Annotated in this window: 14 protein-coding genes; 2 read left to right on the top strand and 12 right to left on the bottom strand. The window is 66.8% G+C overall.

The genetic code is table 11. The annotated features are described in order from the left end of the window. Nucleotides 1-202: 202 nt before the first annotated feature. The 5 genes from J8F10_RS37115 to J8F10_RS37095 form a co-directional block, all read right to left on the bottom strand. Entirely contained in the window at nucleotides 203-1,138 is a 936-nt protein-coding gene (locus J8F10_RS37115; protein ID WP_210663340.1) for a FliG C-terminal domain-containing protein, read from the bottom strand. 50 nt (nucleotides 1,139-1,188) lie between these two features. Beyond that, on the bottom strand, nucleotides 1,189-2,739 hold the full coding sequence (gene fliF / locus J8F10_RS37110; protein WP_210663338.1) for a flagellar basal-body MS-ring/collar protein FliF: 1,551 nt from the start codon (nucleotides 2,737-2,739) through the stop codon (nucleotides 1,189-1,191). A gap of 87 nt (nucleotides 2,740-2,826) precedes the next feature. Continuing rightward, entirely contained in the window at nucleotides 2,827-3,135 is a 309-nt protein-coding gene (locus tag J8F10_RS37105; protein ID WP_210663336.1) for a flagellar hook-basal body complex protein FliE, read from the bottom strand. Between the two features lie 3 nt (nucleotides 3,136-3,138). After that, nucleotides 3,139-3,570 carry a flagellar basal body rod protein FlgC gene (gene flgC / locus J8F10_RS37100; RefSeq protein ID WP_210663334.1) on the bottom strand — a complete coding sequence of 144 codons (432 nt, stop codon included), beginning with the start codon at nucleotides 3,568-3,570 and terminating at the stop codon, nucleotides 3,139-3,141. 20 nt (nucleotides 3,571-3,590) lie between these two features. Beyond that, nucleotides 3,591-3,941 (bottom strand): flagellar basal body rod protein FlgB, encoded by a 351-nt coding sequence (locus J8F10_RS37095; RefSeq protein WP_210663332.1) that lies wholly within the window; start codon nucleotides 3,939-3,941, stop codon nucleotides 3,591-3,593. 120 nt (nucleotides 3,942-4,061) lie between these two features. On the opposite strand from J8F10_RS37095, the gene fliK reads away from it, so the two are divergent. Both fliK and J8F10_RS37085 read left to right on the top strand, forming a co-directional pair. Continuing rightward, complete coding sequence (gene fliK / locus J8F10_RS37090) at nucleotides 4,062-5,558, top strand: flagellar hook-length control protein FliK (protein ID WP_210663331.1); 1,497 nt, start codon at nucleotides 4,062-4,064, stop codon at nucleotides 5,556-5,558. A 1-nt stretch (nucleotide 5,559) separates the two neighbouring features. After that, nucleotides 5,560-5,829 carry an EscU/YscU/HrcU family type III secretion system export apparatus switch protein gene (locus tag J8F10_RS37085; protein ID WP_210663329.1) on the top strand — a complete coding sequence of 90 codons (270 nt, stop codon included), beginning with the start codon at nucleotides 5,560-5,562 and terminating at the stop codon, nucleotides 5,827-5,829. A gap of 112 nt (nucleotides 5,830-5,941) precedes the next feature. On the opposite strand, the gene J8F10_RS37080 is transcribed toward J8F10_RS37085, so the two are convergent. The 7 genes from J8F10_RS37080 to J8F10_RS37050 form a co-directional block, all read right to left on the bottom strand. Then, the gene (locus tag J8F10_RS37080; protein ID WP_210663326.1) at nucleotides 5,942-7,135 is read right to left on the bottom strand and encodes a response regulator; all 1,194 of its coding nucleotides are present in this window, start codon (nucleotides 7,133-7,135) and stop codon (nucleotides 5,942-5,944) included. Continuing rightward, a complete protein-coding gene (locus tag J8F10_RS37075; RefSeq protein WP_210663325.1) occupies nucleotides 7,132-9,267 on the bottom strand; it encodes a hybrid sensor histidine kinase/response regulator in 2,136 nt (711 codons plus the stop codon). The genes J8F10_RS37080 and J8F10_RS37075 overlap by 4 nt, the downstream gene beginning before the upstream one ends. A gap of 487 nt (nucleotides 9,268-9,754) precedes the next feature. Continuing rightward, nucleotides 9,755-11,506 (bottom strand): CRTAC1 family protein, encoded by a 1,752-nt coding sequence (locus J8F10_RS37070; RefSeq protein ID WP_210663322.1) that lies wholly within the window; start codon nucleotides 11,504-11,506, stop codon nucleotides 9,755-9,757. Nucleotides 11,507-11,880: 374 nt separating this feature from the next. Continuing rightward, a complete protein-coding gene (locus J8F10_RS37065) occupies nucleotides 11,881-13,455 on the bottom strand; it encodes an FG-GAP-like repeat-containing protein (RefSeq protein WP_210663320.1) in 1,575 nt (524 codons plus the stop codon). Nucleotides 13,456-13,649: 194 nt separating this feature from the next. Then, nucleotides 13,650-15,323 (bottom strand): hypothetical protein, encoded by a 1,674-nt coding sequence (locus tag J8F10_RS37060; RefSeq protein ID WP_210663318.1) that lies wholly within the window; start codon nucleotides 15,321-15,323, stop codon nucleotides 13,650-13,652. 568 nt (nucleotides 15,324-15,891) lie between these two features. Beyond that, nucleotides 15,892-17,052 carry a LysR family transcriptional regulator gene (locus J8F10_RS37055; RefSeq protein WP_210661683.1) on the bottom strand — a complete coding sequence of 387 codons (1,161 nt, stop codon included), beginning with the start codon at nucleotides 17,050-17,052 and terminating at the stop codon, nucleotides 15,892-15,894. An 88-nt stretch (nucleotides 17,053-17,140) separates the two neighbouring features. Beyond that, nucleotides 17,141-17,521, bottom strand: a complete 381-nt coding sequence (locus J8F10_RS37050; protein WP_210651472.1) for a hypothetical protein — start codon at nucleotides 17,519-17,521, stop codon at nucleotides 17,141-17,143. Between the last annotated feature and the right edge of the window lie 254 nt (nucleotides 17,522-17,775).

Here is a 17,775-nt window from a genome sequence, read left to right as displayed (position 1 = left end):
ATTTTCGGCAAAATTGGAAGCGTAGGAAGGCCGGATTGGAGCCGAACCGAGAAAGTTATTGCAGCAGTGAAATAGACGGTTCAGCGGGTTCTGGAATATGTGCGGTTTGGGATAACAAAACGGCTCCACAGCCCGTTTACCCATTGTCGAAGGTAAACGCGCTGTGGAGCCGTGAAAAATGCGGAATCCGTGAACTTTGAGGTCAGTCCATCGTAATTTGGCCGTCCTCTTCGCCCTTGCGGATCGCGCCGAGGACGCTGCTTTGTGCTTCGCGAACAACGGAATCGGCAATGGACCCGAGGAGTTCGCTTTCCTCTTCCAGAACCGACTTCGACCGGCTCGACATGTTCGAGGTGACCTTCTGGCGGATCGTCGGGGCCGCGCCCTTCAGTGCCACCGCGACGGTCTTCACGTCCAGCTTCCCGAGCAGCATCTGAACCTGCCGATCGGGGATGCGCAGGATGTCTTCGATCCGGTACAGCTTTTCGATAACTCGAGCGGCCAGTTCGGGATCGGTCTCTTCGAGTTTGAGAACCACCGGCGTCCGGTCCGTTCGCGGGAACGTGCGGAGCATGTCGGCCAGGTTCTGAATCAACTCGTCCTGCGACGGCTCCGCCGGTACGTCCTTGAGTCGGCGAATCTTCTCCAGGACCGCCTTCGCGAGCGGGTGCAGGAGGGCCAGGTTCCGCGGGCCGGGTTTCGTGAGACGCAGAGCGATTTCGGGCCGGATCTCGGCCGGCAACCGGCGGATGACGTTCCCGGTCGTTTTCGCGTCCAGGGCCGAGAGGAGCATCGCGATCGCGCCGGACTGCTCGCCGTCAAGGGCACGGGCGAGCTGATCCGCGGGGATCGTGCGGAGCTCGTCGATCGGGTTAACAGGGGGGCCGGGCTCTTCGGCCGGCTCGTTCCCCTTTGTCGCCCTTGAAATACTGGAGACGATACGGTCGACATCAAAAAATTGAGCGAGCGCCGCGTCGAGCTCGGTCGGCGGCGGCGGTTCGGCCGGGGCCGCGCGCAGTTTGGTCCTGAGCCGCGCTTCCTCGTCCGCACCCATCTGACCGAGAACATTCTCGGCGAGGTCTGCGGGCAGGACGCGCAGTAACAGGACCGCGACATCTTCTCCAGGAACGTTGGCCATCCATAGCACCAGTAGGAGCCACGTCTACAGCAGTCAAGGCAGGATCGTCGTCACACGGCGGGTTCGCCGATCAACAGACGGAACACGTTGGCCACATCGCCGGGCTTGCTTCGGGCCAGTTCTTGGAACCGCCCGAGTTCCGCGTTTCGGCGTTCTTCTTTCACCCGAGCTTCTTCGGCGGCCGCGGCAGCCGCGGTTTCGGGGTTCGTTGCGGCATCGGTTGCGACCGGCACCCTGCGCCGGCGGAGGACGAGCAACCCGGCCACAAGGACCGCCAAAACGGTCGCCACGGCGACGCTGAGGTTCCGGGCCAGACTGATATACGTCTGGAACCGCTGGAGCTTGACCAGCGTGTCGTCCGGCTCGGCCACACCCGGTCCGCTGAGCGGCGCCCGCGCCAGTGTAACATTATCGCGACCGACGCGGAACCCGACAGCCTGTTTAATGATTTCTTCGGCATCCGTCGCGCTGATGACCGTCTGACCCTCGCCCTGGGGGGCCAGATCCACGATCGCGGCGACACTCAGTCGCGTCACGGCCCCGGCGCCGTCCTCAATGTCACGAATCGTTTCGGACACGAGGTAATCGGTCTGAATCACCTCTTCTTTAGCCGTACCACTACCGCCGCCCGAGCTGGAAGGCACGCCGCCGGCACGGGCCACGTTGCTGACGGCCCCTGCGGGTCCGCGGGCCGTTCCACCAGAGCTCGTCGAGTTCGCCGTCCGTTCAGCTAACGCTACTCTCCCATCTGGCGAATAAGTTTTCAACCGCTCTTTGATTTTCTGGAAGTTGACGTCCGCACTGACCCGGATGACGGCCCGCCCCGGCCCTAGGGTTTTTGCCAGCATTTCCTCGGCTTTTGTCGACAGATACGTCTCGAGCCGCTCCAGGTACTCGAGTTGCGGGGTGGGCAGGTTCCCGCGCTCGGCCGCGTGTGGGTCCGAGAGGAGCCGGCCGCCCGTTTCCATGACCGTAACGTTTTCCGGGCGCAACCCTTCGATACTGTGCGCCACAAGGGACACGATGCCGGACGCGGTCGCCGGGGCCATGCGCGCCCGCGGTTTCAGCTTGATGACCACGCTGGCGGTCGGTTGCTTCTGGTCGCGGACGAACGGCGACGGGTCCGGCTTCGCGATGATGACCCGGGCCGACTGCACCGCTTCCATCTGCATGATCGAGCGCGCGAGTTCGGCCTGGAGCGCCCGCTGGTAGTTCACGCTCTGGACGAACGGCGTCGTCATGAGTGACGTTTCGTCGAACAGCTCGTAGCCCTTCCCGCCGCGCGCCGGGATGCCGCCCGCGGCGAGCGAGACGACGGCCTCGGGGTACCGTTCTTCCGGGACCTCGAGGCTCGTGCCGCCGTTCGCGAGGCGGTTGGTGATGTTGTCCGCGGTGAGCTTGGCGCGCATCGCCGCGACTTCTTCCGCCGGGAGCGGGGCCTGCGAGAGCGGCACGTAGTGCGCGCCCGGCGAGAGGTACGCAACGGCCGCGAGCGCGATCACGATACCGAGCGCGCCGATTACCGCGCCCGTTCGGCGCCCGGCGCTCAGCCCCGCCCAGTACGCGCGGGTCTGGGCCAGAAGGCGGTTCAAAGGTTCCATGCGTCACCCGATCGAGTCTGGTCTTGAGGTCCGGCCCGGCCACCGTTCGCGCCGGGCGGGCTCCGCCCGCCCGACGAACCACCCGCACTACACCTGCATACGGGTCACTTCTTGGAGCGCGTCCGCGAGCCGGTTCCGCAGCTCCAGGATCAGCCGGAACGAGATGTCGGCCTGCGCGACCGCGAGGCTGACCGTGTGGAGGTCTTGCGCGTTGCCGTTCGCGAGGTCGCGCACGGCGTTATCGGCGGTGACCTGGGCCTGGGCGTTGCCCGCGAGGACGCCGTTCAGCACGCCCGCGAACGGGACCGAGGACGGCGCCTCGGCCGGCATTTGCGGGGCGACGAGCGGTTGGAGCCGCGTGAGCGGGCCGACGGTCGCGATGGAATCGACTGGCATGGCTTACCCCCGGAGCAGCGCGAGGGCCTGCTCGTTCATTTGGCGGAACGTTTGGGCCGTGCGCAGGTTCGCTTCATACGCCCGCGACGCGGTTAACAGGTTGACCATTTCGATCGGGAGCTGAACGTTGGGCATCCGCACGAAGCCCTCGGCGTCCGCGTCCGGGTGCCCGGGCTGGTACACGCGGGGCAGTTCGCTCTGGTCCTCGATCAGCTCGACCGCTTCCACCCCGCGCATGTCCGGCCCGGTGCCGCGGTGGGCGGCGCCGAGCACCTCGGCGAACACCACGTCCTGCCGGCGGTACGGGCCGCCGTTCGCGGACCGGGTGGCGTTCGCGTTCGCGATGTTGTTCGCGACCACTTCCATCCGCAGCCGCTCGGCCGACATGCCGGAGCTGCTGATGACCGAGGCCGAAAATAGGTCGTTGAAGGGCATCTGGGTTCCTCGTTTCCGCGTTAGCGGCCGGCGATCGCGGCCCGCAGCGACGCGACGCGGCTCGCCATGATCTGGGTCGCGGCCTGGTACAGTAGGGCGTTCTTGGTCATGTCGTTCATCTCGCGGTCGATGTCCACCGTGTTGCCGTCGGCCCGCTCCGGGCCGTCGGCCGTCACGATGCGCGACCGCACCGGCGCGTCGCTCGTGGGCGAGGCCAGGGCTCGTGCGAGGTCCGATTCGAACGCGACCGTTTGCCGGCGGTAGCCGGGCGTGTTCACGTTCGCCACGTTTTGTGCGATGACGCGGTGCCGCAGAGCGCTCGTATCGAGCACCTGCGCCAGCGTGCTCAGGCCGGGTAAGTTTGTTTCCATGTGGTTGATAAGTCGGAAGATTTGCGCGGAAACTTGAACCAATCGCGCCGGTAGTGCGGGCTGTACCGGCGATTTGAACGAATTCGGCAAAATCGCGCAAGATGGGCTAAAGTAGAGTTTATGCAGATCAACGCGACCGAGATCGTGCTCCCCCCTCCACCACCGGCGCAAGCGGCGTCCGCTGCGAATCTGCGCATTTTGGCCGGGAGTCTTACGGCGGTCCCGCTCGGCTCGCTCTTGCAAGCGACCGTTACTCAGGTGAACCCGCGCGACGCGGTTTTGAACGTCAACGGGCAGTCCCTCACGGTCAGCCCGTCGGTCGGACTTCAGGCCGGATCGGTACTATTCGTGCGGGTGCCGAAAGCCGGCAACGGAACACTGGAAATTGCAGCGGCGCCAACGCGCGAACCGAAACCGCTGGCGCCGCTCAACATTCCAACGGGATCGACGCAACTCAAAGTCGTGGACGTGACCGCGGCGCTTCCCGATGGTCGCGTGCTCGTGCAGATCGAGGGGCAGGAGCAGACTGCGACGACGCGCGACCCCCTCGTACCGGGCCGGTTCGTTTTGGAAGTGAGTACGACGACGAAGGGAATCGTGCTCAAAGCTCCGGCCGAAACCCCCGCGCTGCCCACGGAAATCGCGACGGCGATCATTCGCGCGACACCCGCGCCCGACCTCGCCTCGAACCTGAAACCGCTCCAGGCCGAGCTAAAGACACTGATCGAGTCGCAGCCGCAGTCGGGGAAGGGCGAACCCGCGGCGGTCGTTCCCGCCCGCGTGCGCGAGGCCGCGATCGCGGTGAGCGACACAATAAAAACTATCGTCCCGAGTTCGCCGCGTGTGTTGAACGCGACCGAGCTCCAAAGCCTCGTTGAGAACGGCGGGATTCAGTTTGAAGCGAAGCTCGCGCGGCTGGTCGCCCCGGACCCCGCGAGTTCGGACCCGGCGGGTGCCGCCAGTGCCGCAAAACACTCCGCTCTCAAGAACGAGCAATCGCCTACAAAAGATCCCGCGCCGGCGAACGGACCGGCGCCGAAACCCGACGTCGCACACGAACTGAAGGCGGACCTCAAGGGCGATCTGCTGCGGTTGCTCCAGACGGCGCGCGAGTTGGGCGTCGCGTCGCAGATTCCGGCCGCAAAAGCCACACTCGACGGGATCGAGTCACAACAGGCGACCCAAACACTCGCGCAGGCGACCGGGACGCCGTATGTGCTTCAGGTTCCGTTCCCGGATCGCGACCAGTGGCGCACGCTCCACCTGTCCGTCGAGCCGGAGGAGCAACCGGACCGCGGCAACGATCCCGAGCGCCCCGGCCGCTTCCGGATGCTCATGCACGTCCCGCTGAGCGAGTTGGGCGAGACGTGGATCGACGCGGGATTGGCCGGCGACAGTTTCCGCGCCGCGATCTTCATCGACCGCGCCGCGGTGCGCGAGCGCGTGAGCGCCGCGCTACCCGAACTGCATTCGGAACTGCGGACCGAGGGGTTCGGTGAAGTGTTCCTCGACGTGCGCTCGACCGCCGACCTGCCCGCCCGCACCCGTCAGCAGTCCTCCGCCATGACCGCCGGGCGCCCGGCGGCCTTCGCTTCCCTACTGGACGTGAAAGTGTGATATGGCCGAGAAACCGAAACAGAAGCGCGCGGTCGCGCTCCGCTACGACCCGGCGCGAGACAAGGCCCCCACCGTCGTCGCGAAGGGGAAGGGGCGCACCGCGGAGCAGATCCTCGCGCTGGCGCGCAAGAACGCGGTCCCGGTGCGCGCGGACCCGACGCTCGTGCAGGTCTTGAGTCGGCTGAATCTCGATCAGGAGATCCCGCCCGAAGTGTACCGCGCGGTGGCCGCGATCCTGGCCTTTCTGCACCGCGTGAACCGCCCCACGTGAGCGGAGCCGTGCGCGTTGCTGTTGCGCGCACTGCGCCCGCTTCCACTTCGTAACCGGGCAGGTACCTGCGTCCCCAAAGAGAATCGGGCACACGACCGCGTGCGATCCTCTTTCAAACCTCCCGCTCGTCGCGCTTACTGCGATCCTGCCACATCTTCCGCCACGTCGCGTACCGTTCTGTGAGACCGAGCCGCGCGAGGTAGGCCCAATCAGGGGCAGCTTTTACGCCTTCCGTGAGGATCGTGTCGGCGGCGTGAACGGCGGTGAGTGGGGTGAACACGCTGCCCGGGCACCCGGCCGGGTTGTGGTGCCACGCGACCGCTTCGACCAGGCCGTCGGGCATCCCCCAGAGCCCGAGGAGGTACGCCCCGACCTCGGCGTGCGAGGTACCCAGCACCCGGCGCTCGGCCTCGGCCGCTTCCAGGTTCTCTTTGCGCATCAGCGCCAGAATTTCCTTGTACGGCCCGGTGAGCTGGCTCGCGAGCGTGAGGCGGCCGATGTCGAGGAACAGCCCCGCCAGAGCGGACTCGCGCACCACGTGCTCCTCGGCGCGCTCGGTCGCGGCGATGGTCGCCGCAAGCTCCCCGACCGCCTGGCTGCGGTCCCACAGCGCCTCGATCGAGAACGGCTTGAGCGCGTGCGGGTTGTAGCGCGAGAACAGGTCCACCGCCAGGACCAGCGTGCGCGTCAGGTCCGCGCCCAGAATGCGCACCGCCTGGGACGGCGTCGAAGCCGGTTTGCGCAGCCCGACGAGCGCGGAATTGGCCATCTGGAGCAACTTGGCTGCGATCCCGACGTCTTGCGACACCAACCCGCCCACGGCCGCGAGCGAGAAGTCCGGGAACGCGAGTTCTTCCGCGATCCGGGTGTACACCGCGGACAGCGCCGGGACGCTCGCGAGCCGGCCGACGAGGGCCGCAAGGGACGGGCTGCCGAGCAGTTCGCGCAGGGAGTGCGCCCGCTGGATCGCGCCGATCAGCTCGGCCGGCGGGCACATTTTGGGCAGCATCCGGTGCGCGAGCGTGACGAGCCCGATCACCTCCATCCGGCCCGGGGCCGCGAGCACGATGCGCACCATCGGCGGGTGCCGGCGCCGGGCCTCGGTGAGCAGTTCCGCGCACCCGTTGGCGGGGAGGTGGGCGTCGGCGACGAGCGCGTCGTAGGCCGGGCGGTTCAAGTGGTTCAGGGCTTCGGGGCCGCCGCGGGAGAACTCCGCGTCCCACTCCGCCGCGAGCGGGGCGAACGTGTCCCGCAGCGCGAGGTGCGCGCCGGGGTCTTCGGTCACGAGCAGCACGCGGCGCGTCATAGGTCCTGCGCTCCGACGGGGGAGCCGGGAGCCGGCACGGGGGGCACACTCGGGGGGCGCGCGCCGTCCGCTTTCCGCTGGCGCAGGGCCCGCTCCGCGCACCGGAGCAGGTCGAACGGGGTGAACGGTTTGGGCAGGAACACGCCGTCGGAGAACCCGTCGAGGCGTTTGATGTCCGGGACGTACCCGGAGATAAAGACGATAGCGGTATTGGGGCGCTCCGCGCGCACGCGGGCCGCCAGCTCGCGCCCGTCCATCCCCGGCATCACGAGGTCCGTAACGAGGAGCTCGAACTCGCGGTCGACCGCGAGCAGCGCCAGGGCCTCTTCTGCCCGGTCCGCCTCGGTGACCGCGTAGCCCCAACCCTCCAGCGTTCCGCGCACCAGTTTGCGGACCCGCTCTTCGTCCTCGACGAGCAGCACCGAGCGCCCGGCGCGGGCGGCGAACGGGGCTAGCGGGGTGAGCGAACCGGACGGCGGGGGCGTCGGTGCCGCGCACCAGGGGAACCGGATCGAGAACGTCGTCCCGGTACCCAGTACGGACGTGACCTCGATCCCGCCCCCGGCCTGCTGGACGATGCCGTGAACCGTGGCCAACCCCAGTCCGGTTCCCTTACCGATTTCCTTTGTGGTGAAGAACGGCTCGAAGATTTTGGCCTTCACCTCGTCCGTCATGCCCGTCCCGGTATCGGTGACGGTGAGCCGGGCGAGCTGGCTCGCGAGGTCGGGTGCGGTCGCGATGGTCAGCGCGCCCCCATTGGGCATCGCGTCGCGCGCGTTCACCGCGAGGTTCATGAGGATCTGTTCCAGGTGCCCGCGGTCGGCCCGGACGCGGACCGACTCGGCGTCGAGTTCGGTTCGCACCGTGACGCGGTTCCCGAGGAGCCGGCGCAGGAGGCTCGCCAGGCCCGTGACGACCTCGTTCAAGTCGAGCACTTCCGGGCGCGAGGGCTGCTTGCGGCTGAACGCGAGGAGCTGGCGCGTGAGCGCCGTGGCGCGATCGACCGCGGCCTGGATCTCGTCGACGTAGGTGCCGACCGAGGTGTCGCCGGGCGGCAGCGACCGGATGAGGTGAACGCTCCCGGTCACGATCGTGAGCAGGTTGTTGAAGTCGTGCGCGACGCCCCCGGCGAGCCGGCCCACCGCCTCCATCTTTTGCGAGTGCCGCAGCTCGTCCTCCAGGCGCTTGCGCTCGGTCACGTTCTGCGCCACGCCGACGACGCCTACCACGCGCCCGCCCGAGTCGCGGAGCGGGACGCGGTTCGTCAGGAACGTCGCCTTCGCCCCGGTCGCGAGCGTGCGGGTCTCTTCCACGTCGAGCAGCGGGGCGCCGGACTCGATGACCCGCAGGTCGCTGGCGCGGACGCTCTCGGCCTCCTCGGAAACGCGCGCGAGGTCGTAGTCCGTTTGGCCGATCACCTCGCCCGGCACGCTCAGCCCGTGGTCGCGCGCGGCCTGGTCGTTGCACCCGATGTAAATGGACGCGCGGTCCTTCCAGGACACCGCACACGGCACGTTGGTGAGCACGTCCTGTAGCAGTTCGTCGCGCTCTTTCAGGGCGCCTTCCGCTTTCCGGCGGTCCGTGGCGTCGCTGGCCACGATCAATCGCAGTAACCGCCCCTCGGTCGGGATGCGGTGCGAGGTCACTTCGATCGCGATGAGGGCGCCCGACGAGATCCGGTGGCGCCACTGAAGCGTTCCCGGGGTACCGGTGAGCCGGTCCGCGTCCGCTTCCGGGCACACGTCGCGGATCGTGAGCCCGAGGAACCGCTCGCGCGTGTACCCGTAGCGCCGGAGCACGGCGTCGTTCACCGCGACGAACCGGAGCGTGTCCTCGTCGAACACCCACGCGGGCGCCGGGTGGTTCTCGAACAGGAGTCGGAAGACCCCGTCCGATTCGGGCCGGGCTTGGAATGCTGAGGGCGCGATCGGGGCCGGAACGAGAACGGGAATGGGGGGAGCGGCCCGGCGCTTGCGGCGGACCCGCAGCGCGATCGTAACGAGCAGGGCCGGGACGAGAACCGTGAGACTCAGTGCCAATCCGACGGAGTACGAGCCGGCGAACGCGGCCGCGAACACACCGGAACCCGCGGGGGCCGGGGGCACTGAGGATAGTTCGATCCGGCAAGGCATACGGCGACTCGGTACTTGGCGGGTTCGCGGGTCCGTGCGTGCCGATAACTCGCACCGCCCCTTCCGACTCTAGCTCACGCGCGGGGGCCGCACGCCCCGGAACCTCGCGTCACCTCAACTTCCGTCATTTTGAGACCGTTTCTCATCCTCCAGTTCCCTCACGAGCTGAAAATTCGCAACCGACGGGAGCCGTTCGCACGGATTTGGGTTTTACAAACTAGGGTCAGCGCGCTCCAGGTGCGGCTCAAAACACGTGGAATTGCTCGGTCGCTCTGAAAGCTGCCCGGGGCAGCACGTGAACGGTTTCGAGATGTGGAGACGGCTCGGGGTCGGAATCGCGCCCGTTATGAGTAGACGCGACCGTTCGTTGTTTGATTATTGGATGGGCGGCCGAGATTATGGTGGCACCGAACTTCGCCGACGTGCGCTGAGGCTGGTTCTGCGGGGCGCGAGTTGTGATTGCGCCCCGCAGCCTTCGGAACGAACTTTACGGTTTTGCGGCCGCTTTCTCGGGCTTCGGCCCGCCCTCGGTAACGGTCCAGTAGGCGTCCGGTTCCAGGCCGGCGATCTCCTCGACCTTACCAGACGGCCAGTAAACGGTGGCCTTGTTGATTTTGGTGTCCGCGCCCAGACCGGCGTGCAGGCGCGGGTCGTTCGTGGTGCCGTAACTGCCGCCCCCCCGGGCGAACTTCGTCTGCTTCCCTCCGGCCGTTTCGATCACGACGCGGGCGCCCACGCTGTTGGCGTTCTTCGCGCCGACCAGGTTGATGCCGATCCAGTGCCGGCCGTCGGTCGGCGTCACGTTCTGCAGCACCGCAACCGGTTCGTTCAGGTGGCTCACCACGGCGTCGATCTTGCCGTCGTTGTCGAGATCCCCGAGCGCGATGCCGCGGGCGTTGTGCGGGTCGCGGAGGTAGGGCCACCCGGCGGTCGCGAGCGGTTTGAATTTTCCGTTCTGGTTGCTCAACAGGACCGGCTTCTGGCGCCGGTCGATCTTCGTCGGGAACCGGATCGCGTGCCCGCTGACGATCATGATGTCTTCCCAGCCGTCGAGGTCGAAGTCGGAGAACCCCGTGCCCCAACTCACGTAATTGCCCCCGATGGCGCCGATGCCGCTCGGGACCGTGTTGTGCAGGAACCGCACCTGGCGGTCGGTGCTCTGGTTCTTGTAGAGCGCGGGCAGCTCGTTCTCGTAGTTGGTCACGAAGATCGAGGCGCGCCCGGTGCGGTCGTAGTCGCTCGCGCCGAGCCCCATGCTCCCGTTCGCGATCCCCCGGTCGTCGCGCGCGACCCCGGCGAACAGTCCCATCTCCTCGAGTACCAGTTCGCCGGGCTTACCGCGGTTCACGTAGAGGAAGTTGTCGTCCGTGTCGTTGGCCGCGTAGATGTCCGGGCGCGCGTCGTTGTTCACGTCCACGAGCAGGGCGCCGATCCCCTTGCCGTCCTTGCGCAGCTTCAGTTTCGGCGTCACGTCGGTGAAGGTGCCGTCGCGATTGTTCTGGTAGATCGTGTGCGGGAGCGGCTTGAACTTGGCCGGCTGGCACACGTCCCGGGTTTTGCCGTTGTAGGTGCAGTCGGTGGGGTGGTTGGTCTCGAAGCCCCAGTTCCCGTAGTGGCACACGTAGACCTCGGGGTACCCGTCCCCGTCCAGGTCGCCCCACGCGGCCGACGTGGACCACAGCGCGTCACTCAGCCCGGACTTCGGGGTGACATCGACGAACCGCCGGCCCCCGGCCGGGTTGGGCTCGTTGTGAAGGAGCACGAGCCGGTTGTACCCGGTGACGAGCAGGTCGGTCCACCCGTCGCGGTCGTAGTCGAACGCGGCGGCGCCGTGGCTGTACTGGAACGCGACTTTATCGAGACCCGCGCCGGCGGTCGCGTCCGCGAACTTGAACCCCCCGAGGTTGCGGTACAGTTTGCACGGGTGGCCGAGCACCTGTTTCCCCTCGTAATGTCCGCCGGCCGGTAGGAACACGTCCAGGAGACCGTCGCCGTCGAAGTCGATGAGCGCCACCCCGCCCCCGAGAGATTCGATGATGGCGAAGTTCCCGGCCTCCTCCCCGTTGCGGTACGTGAACCCGATCCCGCAGGTCGCGGTCACGTCGGCGAACGGCGGCGGACCGGGGGCTTCCTCTTCGTCCCGCGCCGGTGCAGTGGCGGTCGAGGGAGGGGGAGAAGAGCACGCGGGAATGGCGACAAGGGCTACCGCAATTAGAACGCTGACAGCGAAAATCCCCACTATGGTCGCGCGCGACCTCAAGTGTGAGTTACTTCGTTCGGACACGAGATGACCTCGGAGAGTTATGAAGTGCCGTCTATCGTAATCAGAATAACAGGGCACTGAGGGTGAGAACTACAGGGTGGCGCGTTCAGGATTATGCGGACCCAGCGGATTTGGTTCTTGGCTCGGAGGATTTGCGAGACGAGGGGTAAAAGGGGAACTCGCTTTCACGGCGGGCCAACCGCGGTGATCGTATGCGATTGCACTGTTGGGCATCGGGCTCCAAATCCTAACGCCGAAAAGCCAAATGATGACCCGCTGGGTCCGTGCGCGGGCCTATTAAACGCGCTGAGTTGGTTCTCAACGGCAATCATCGGATTTTAGCGATCGCGTCACTTTCCCATGTTCTTCCAAATTGTGACGGGGGCGTCGGTGTTTGGCGCGCCAAAATTACCGATCACGAGATCGGGACGCCCGGTCCCGTACACGTCCGCAGCGCAACACACCACGGCGTCACACGCACCTATTGCTAGGGGGTGTCTAACGAACTTTCCCGGTGCGACTTGTTCAAACAACGTGATCGCGTCCGGTCGGCGCCGGTCCCGGTCCGGGAATTTCGCGACCGGCAAAAAACTGACCGCGAGAAGGTCCGGGAGTTTTCCGCCGGTGATCCGCGCCGCGACCGCCCGGTGGGCGCCAAACATGTCCGCGACGCGGTGGTATTCAAAGTCCAGATCGCCCTTGTTTTCGAGCCACTGGACCCCGTGGAACGGTTTCCACAGGTGCGGCTCATCGAGAATGTCTCCGTTCGTGTACAGGACGTCGAGGCGCCCGTCGGCGTTCACGTCGGTCAGTTCGATCCCGCTGCTCCCCCACCCGGGGTGCGGGGCGGTGTAGAGAATTTTTTTGCGGAAGGTGCCGCCGCCCTCGTTCAGAAACGCGACCACCGTTTCGTGCTCCTGAGAAATCAGCGCAACGAAATCCGGTTTGCCGTCGCCGTTGAGGTCCGCGACGGGGACGTGAATCGTTCCGTGACGGGGGTCGAGTACGCGGCGCTCGAACTGTGGCTTGCTCCAGTCCGTCGTCTGGTTCTTGAGGAGCAGGATTTCGCCGGTGTCGTGGAGGCCGAACACGGCGACGACCAAGTCCAATTTCCCGCTCCCACAAAATTCCGCGGCCCTGACGTCGGCCACGCGACCGGTGTAAGAGAGCAGGGGAATCGGCTCGTATGAGCCGTCCCGCTTGCCGCGCAACCAGACCAGGCTGCCGAGCAGCCGGTCCGTGGGGAGAAAACTGCCGAGATCGGCGACGAGAAGGTCGGTGACCCCGTCCCGGTCGAGATCGACGACCTCAACGCGGGCGGGGTTGCGCACCGTTGCCAGCGTCTTCCACGCCGGGGCCGGGTCGGTCGGGCGCAGCGCGAGAACCCGCCCCCCTTCCATATCGCAGGCGACGAGTGTGAACGGTTCGCGCGCGATTGCCGCGGGATCGACCACGCCGGGTGGCGGCAACCGGACCGCCTGGACGTGTGAGATCCAGGTTTTTGAGCCGGGCGGGGGAGGGAAACTCACCTGTTCAAACTTCGGGGCCGGACCGGACGCGGGCGCGCCCGGCGGGGCCGGGTAGTCGGCCGGCGCCCGGTCCTCGTAGTAGCGCACCGCGTGCTCGAGGTGCGGGGGCTTCAACGGGAGTCGCGATTTTTCAAAGAATCGGTACCCGCGCTCGACCTCGGCCCGCCAGTGCGCGCGGGGAAAGGTGTCGGGAGCAGGGTACTGGTGACAGGCCGCACAAAAGCCGTGAACTTGGGCCTCAATGTCCGCAGGGAGCGCGTCGTTCGGTTGGTCCGCGGACAGCGGGTCCGGTGCTTTCTTCCACCAACCAGCGCCCGTTGCCCACGCGAGCCCGATCGCGGCGAGGAGCACAAGAACAATGGTGAGTCCCACGCGCCCGCGCGGTGTCGCAAGCATAAATTGCCCAGTGCCCTTCAATACAAACACACACATTTCAAGTTCGCGATACGGTACCGGCCGGTTCCGGGCCGCTCACGGGCTCGTGCGTGCGGACATGGTGTGGAACGTTTTTTGTGTCCGCGTTCGTGCCGCCGGACATTCTCGGACTCGACAGGTCGAAATCCGTTCGCGGTCGATCGCGGCCCGGGCACTTAGCGCGTTTGTCGGAGGTACCAGTCCGACATTCTATCGCGCTGCTGCGGGGCGGTGGCGAGCCCGATCGCGGTATCCGCTTCTTTCCGGCCGCCCGCCGCGTCCCCGAGGCGGTGGCGGCACAGTGCCAAGTAGAGGCGCGCTTCCGGATGGAGGGGCTGGATGCCAAGGGCCGCTCGTGCTTCGGCTTCGGCTTTGCCCCACTGCCCGCGCCGCGAGAACACCGTTGCGCGGGCGAGGTGGGGTTCAACGCTCGTCGGGTTCAGTCGCACCCAACTCGCCGCGGCCTCCTCCGCGAGTTCGTCCTTCCGCACGGCCAGGGCCGCTTCGACTAATTCTGCGAGCGCGGCATCGGAGCCGGGGGCGAGTTGAGTCGCGCGGGTCGCTGCGGCGAATCGCTTTTCCGCGTCGCCCCCGGCGGCCCGCGCGAAACTCAGGGCGAGCCAGGCATCGGCGTCGCCGTGCCAGGTGCCCAGAGAGCCCTCGAGTCGGTCCCGCGCGATGGCCGCGATCGCGCGTTGGGGGCTCCCGGGGCCGGCCGGTAGTTTCACAGTCGCCCACGCGAGCGCGATACCGAGGTCGCGCTCGCGCTCCTCTTTTGTTGGCCCGTCGCGGCCCGTCTGGAACGCGACCAGGGGCAATCCGCCCGCGGGCGGGCGCTTAATCACAGGGGGCTGCGTCGGGCGCCGCAAGATCCGGTGATCGGTGACGCTTGTGTGGGGAATGTTCGCGCTCCCCGTCCGGGGCATGTGGCACGCGACGCAATTGTCCTGCCGACTTTGGCGGTCCGCTTGGGGGGCGGAACAGTCCCTCCGCGCGTGGCAACTGTTGCACCGGTCGCGATAGAACGGTTCGCGCTCGGCGGGGGGCGGGGTTCTGTGCGGGTCGTGGCAGTTCGTGCATCCCAATTGCCCGGCACTCGCGGCGAAGCACCGGCTCTGTTCCAACTGCTCGAACTGACCCACCGACCGGTTCGCGTTCGCGCCGTCGGGGGGCCGAACGAAAACCGTTACGAACTGCTCGAACGGCAACCCGGGGCGGAACTCGAACACCTCGCGCCCCCGCCGCGGGATCCGCTCCTCGCCCTGAAGGTGGCACTGCGCGCACACCGACGCGCGCAATTCGGGCGACAGGTGTTTCGGGTTAACAATTGACGTGTCGATACCTTCGGGCACGAGCCCGTTTTTCCGCTCCGTGACGTGTAACTCACCGGGGCCGTGGCACCGTTCGCAGCCGATCGCCGCTTGGAGCGGGAGGAGCGGGGGGCGGTAACGGTTCAGCGCTTGCGGAACCGGTTCGACCCGATCGACGTGGCAGAACAGGCACCCGGGGCTGATCGGCCGGCGCCCGCCGTTCCCGAGATCGAAGCCCGGAGAGAGGTCCCAGCGCGAGTCCGGCGAGAACCAACTCACGGGTGATTGCCACACCACTCCCGATTCCGTGGAGAGATAGGAGCGCCCGCGCGTGCCCGAGCCGATTACGAGGTTCGCCGGGACGGTGTATTCCGGGAGCGGGTTCCCGGCCGCGTCGTTTGCCGCCACGTGGTGAACCACGCCGCCACTGCCGCGGCTCACGCGCAGTTGGTACCCCCCGGACCGGAACGGGTTGTTGGCCGCACCGTCGTATTTCTCGATCGGCGTGGCGCTTTCGACGGGAGCAGCGGACCGGCCCATCGGGTGCGCGTGATACGACGCGCAGATTTTACTGTGACACGCCGCGCAGCTCGCGTCTCCCAGGTACTGAATTTCGGGTTTAACGTTCCGGAACGGTGTGGCGAATGTTAGCCGCGGATCGGCCGGGGGCGGACCGAGCACGGGTTCGCCGGTTTCCGATTGTGTACGGGGGAGGGCGGCCGGAGGGGGGACTCTGGGGATGCAGACCGCGTACCACGCACACACCGTTGTGCCAACAACCATCACGGCCGCAACGAGTCGACCGGTGCGTGGAATTCCTGACATGAGATGACGGGTGGTGAGGTTTTGGCTTCGTGTGCTGGTCTTGCGATTGTGCTCGAGCAGCGTAACAGAATCTGGGGCGGAGTCACGCCCCGCCCTCCTGAATTTTTTAGTCAATGAAATCGATGAGGGTGCCCCTCGTCGAGCGCGACGCGGCGTCGCAGTAGCCGCAGCAGAGGAAACGGTGGGGTGATTGTCGGTGGGGGGCTCCTGACGACGGATCAGGCCCGAGATCACTCAGATCGCGTGACGAGTTCAGCCCAGGGATGGATTCCCCGAACCGAGGTCACGCCGCGGTTTGCGTGTTTGGGGTGTCGTCTTTCTCCACTGGCTGCCGTTTCCGGAACGGGCTTCCGGATCGGTCAGTGAAGTACCGACTCAAGCGATCGTCCTCGCTCAGAACGGCCGCCCGGAGTTGCAGGATGGATTCGGCCCCGTCCGGGCGGTTCCAGTGCTTCTGCTTCCCTTTCACACGAGCGCTGAACTCACCCACCAGCGACTCCACCAGGCTGCTCGTCGTCGGCAACCCCTCACGCCGGTATCTCGGGTAGTCCATCCGCTTCTCGTTGTTCCTCAGGTAGCACCTCGCCTCGGCCACCAACCGACGTGGGTCACGGCGGTCCTCCGCCGTCCTTGCCTCACCCGCCGGCGACTCTCCCAGGCGTTCGTGCCACCCGTCCAACTCCACCAGCACCTCGGCGACCCGGCCCTTCCAACACGAACGCATCCACGCCTCGTACTGTCGCCACCCGCCCGACTCGTCCCCGCCCACCGCACGCGCCGACGAGTACACGTAGCACAGCACGTGCAACAGGTCCACGACCGGCTCGAAGTCCCGGAAGTACCCCTCGTGGATCGACCAGTTGTACGCCGCCCCGTCGGCCACGAACGCCCGGCGCCTCGCCTCGTAGAAGTGCCGCTCTTGGGCCTCCGCCGCCACCAACGGGCCGAACGAACAACTCGATCCCAGGCTCGCCACACACGTCCGCACCAACTTCTCCGGTGACCACCGCCCGGCCGACCCGGTCGCGATCGGCTCGACTCCGGCCGTGGTCGATTCGTCCGGGGTTTCTTGGGTATCGTCCCGACCCGAGTGCCCCTTCATCTGGCTCACCAGACGTTGCACCCGGCGGGGGCAGAGGAACGACTCCGGCGGTTCGGGGCACGGGTCGGCGGCGAACGTCGGACCCTTCAACGTGGCCAGACCGGCGATCTTGTCCTCCTTGTTCTGGGCTTCGTGGACACCAGGGGCCGCCCCCGCCGCGCGGGTACGGATGCGCCCCCCATCGACCTCCACCACGACGACCTCGGGAACCACCCCCGTCCGCGAGGCCAGTTGCCGGCGGCGGTGCTCGACCGCCTTCCGGTCCCGTTCGGCGACCAGTTCCGCCCCGACCTTGTGGGCCAGCCGGCGGACCTGGCTCTCGCTGATGCCGACCCGCGACATCTGCACGGCGAAGGTGGCATCGCGGAACGACGCGAACCGGGCGGCGGCGGTGACGATACGCTCGAGGACGGAGGAACTGTACCCGTGCTCATCCAGGCCCAGAGCCGTCCGCAGGGGGGAAAAAGTCCCGGCGGCAGTCGGGACAGTGGGCCTTGCGTTCCGTCTGCTCGACCTCGGCTCCGTCCGCGGTGAGCGGTCGGGTGTGCGGCGTCGTGGGACAGAGCGTGCCGCACGCCGGACACGGCTGTTCGGTGGAGAGCTTGTCGGCCTGCTGTTGGAGCAGCAGTTCGAGTGTGCCCTCGGTGAGTCCCCGGGCCGCGGCGGTGGCGATCTGCTCCATGGCTCGGAAGTCCACGTCGAGTCCGGGGCCGTCGTCGCCGAAGGCCCGCTTGGAGACGATCTTGGCCCACTGCCGGGCGAGGTCGTGGAGTTGGCGGAGTTCCTCGGGCGTGAAGCGGGGCGTCGGCATGGCTCGTCCTGCCTTGAGGTTGCGTCGACGACGGGTTGGGGATTTCCTATCCCGCCCTCGAAACACTGCTAGCCCCCAACAAACCGTGAACTGACCTCCCCCGAACCATCGGACTGGAACGAACCTTGTCCGCAGCAGAGCGATTTGGTATTGACAACCTTCACAGCAAATTTATGATAACACTGACCTTGCCGGTTCATAATTGGAACTAATTTCCCTGTGGATATTGAGCGAATTGCGGACGCTTGAGCGGC

It is taken from the genome of Gemmata palustris, from assembly GCF_017939745.1.
GTDB classification, from domain to species: Bacteria; Planctomycetota; Planctomycetia; order Gemmatales; family Gemmataceae; genus Gemmata; species Gemmata palustris.
The sequence above is the reverse complement of the archived record's forward strand: the minus strand, read 5'-3'. Positions and strand labels throughout refer to the sequence as shown.

Excerpts from the sequence above, each read along its gene's own strand:
- J8F10_RS37115 (WP_210663340.1), bottom strand. The coding sequence starts at position 1,138 with ATGGCCAACGTTCCTGGAGAAGATGTCGCGGTCCTGTTACTGCGCGTC.
- fliF (WP_210663338.1), bottom strand. The coding sequence starts at position 2,739 with ATGGAACCTTTGAACCGCCTTCTGGCCCAGACCCGCGCGTACTGGGCG.
- J8F10_RS37105 (WP_210663336.1), bottom strand. The coding sequence starts at position 3,135 with ATGCCAGTCGATTCCATCGCGACCGTCGGCCCGCTCACGCGGCTCCAA.
- flgC (WP_210663334.1), bottom strand. The coding sequence starts at position 3,570 with ATGCCCTTCAACGACCTATTTTCGGCCTCGGTCATCAGCAGCTCCGGC.
- J8F10_RS37095 (WP_210663332.1), bottom strand. The coding sequence starts at position 3,941 with ATGGAAACAAACTTACCCGGCCTGAGCACGCTGGCGCAGGTGCTCGAT.
- fliK (WP_210663331.1), top strand. The coding sequence starts at position 4,062 with ATGCAGATCAACGCGACCGAGATCGTGCTCCCCCCTCCACCACCGGCG.
- J8F10_RS37085 (WP_210663329.1), top strand. The coding sequence starts at position 5,560 with ATGGCCGAGAAACCGAAACAGAAGCGCGCGGTCGCGCTCCGCTACGAC.
- J8F10_RS37080 (WP_210663326.1), bottom strand. The coding sequence starts at position 7,135 with ATGACGCGCCGCGTGCTGCTCGTGACCGAAGACCCCGGCGCGCACCTC.
- J8F10_RS37075 (WP_210663325.1), bottom strand. The coding sequence starts at position 9,267 with ATGCCTTGCCGGATCGAACTATCCTCAGTGCCCCCGGCCCCCGCGGGT.
- J8F10_RS37065 (WP_210663320.1), bottom strand. The coding sequence starts at position 13,455 with ATGCTTGCGACACCGCGCGGGCGCGTGGGACTCACCATTGTTCTTGTG.
- J8F10_RS37060 (WP_210663318.1), bottom strand. The coding sequence starts at position 15,323 with ATGGGCCGGTCCGCTGCTCCCGTCGAAAGCGCCACGCCGATCGAGAAA.
- J8F10_RS37055 (WP_210661683.1), bottom strand. The coding sequence starts at position 17,052 with ATGTCGCGGGTCGGCATCAGCGAGAGCCAGGTCCGCCGGCTGGCCCAC.
- J8F10_RS37050 (WP_210651472.1), bottom strand. The coding sequence starts at position 17,521 with ATGCCGACGCCCCGCTTCACGCCCGAGGAACTCCGCCAACTCCACGAC.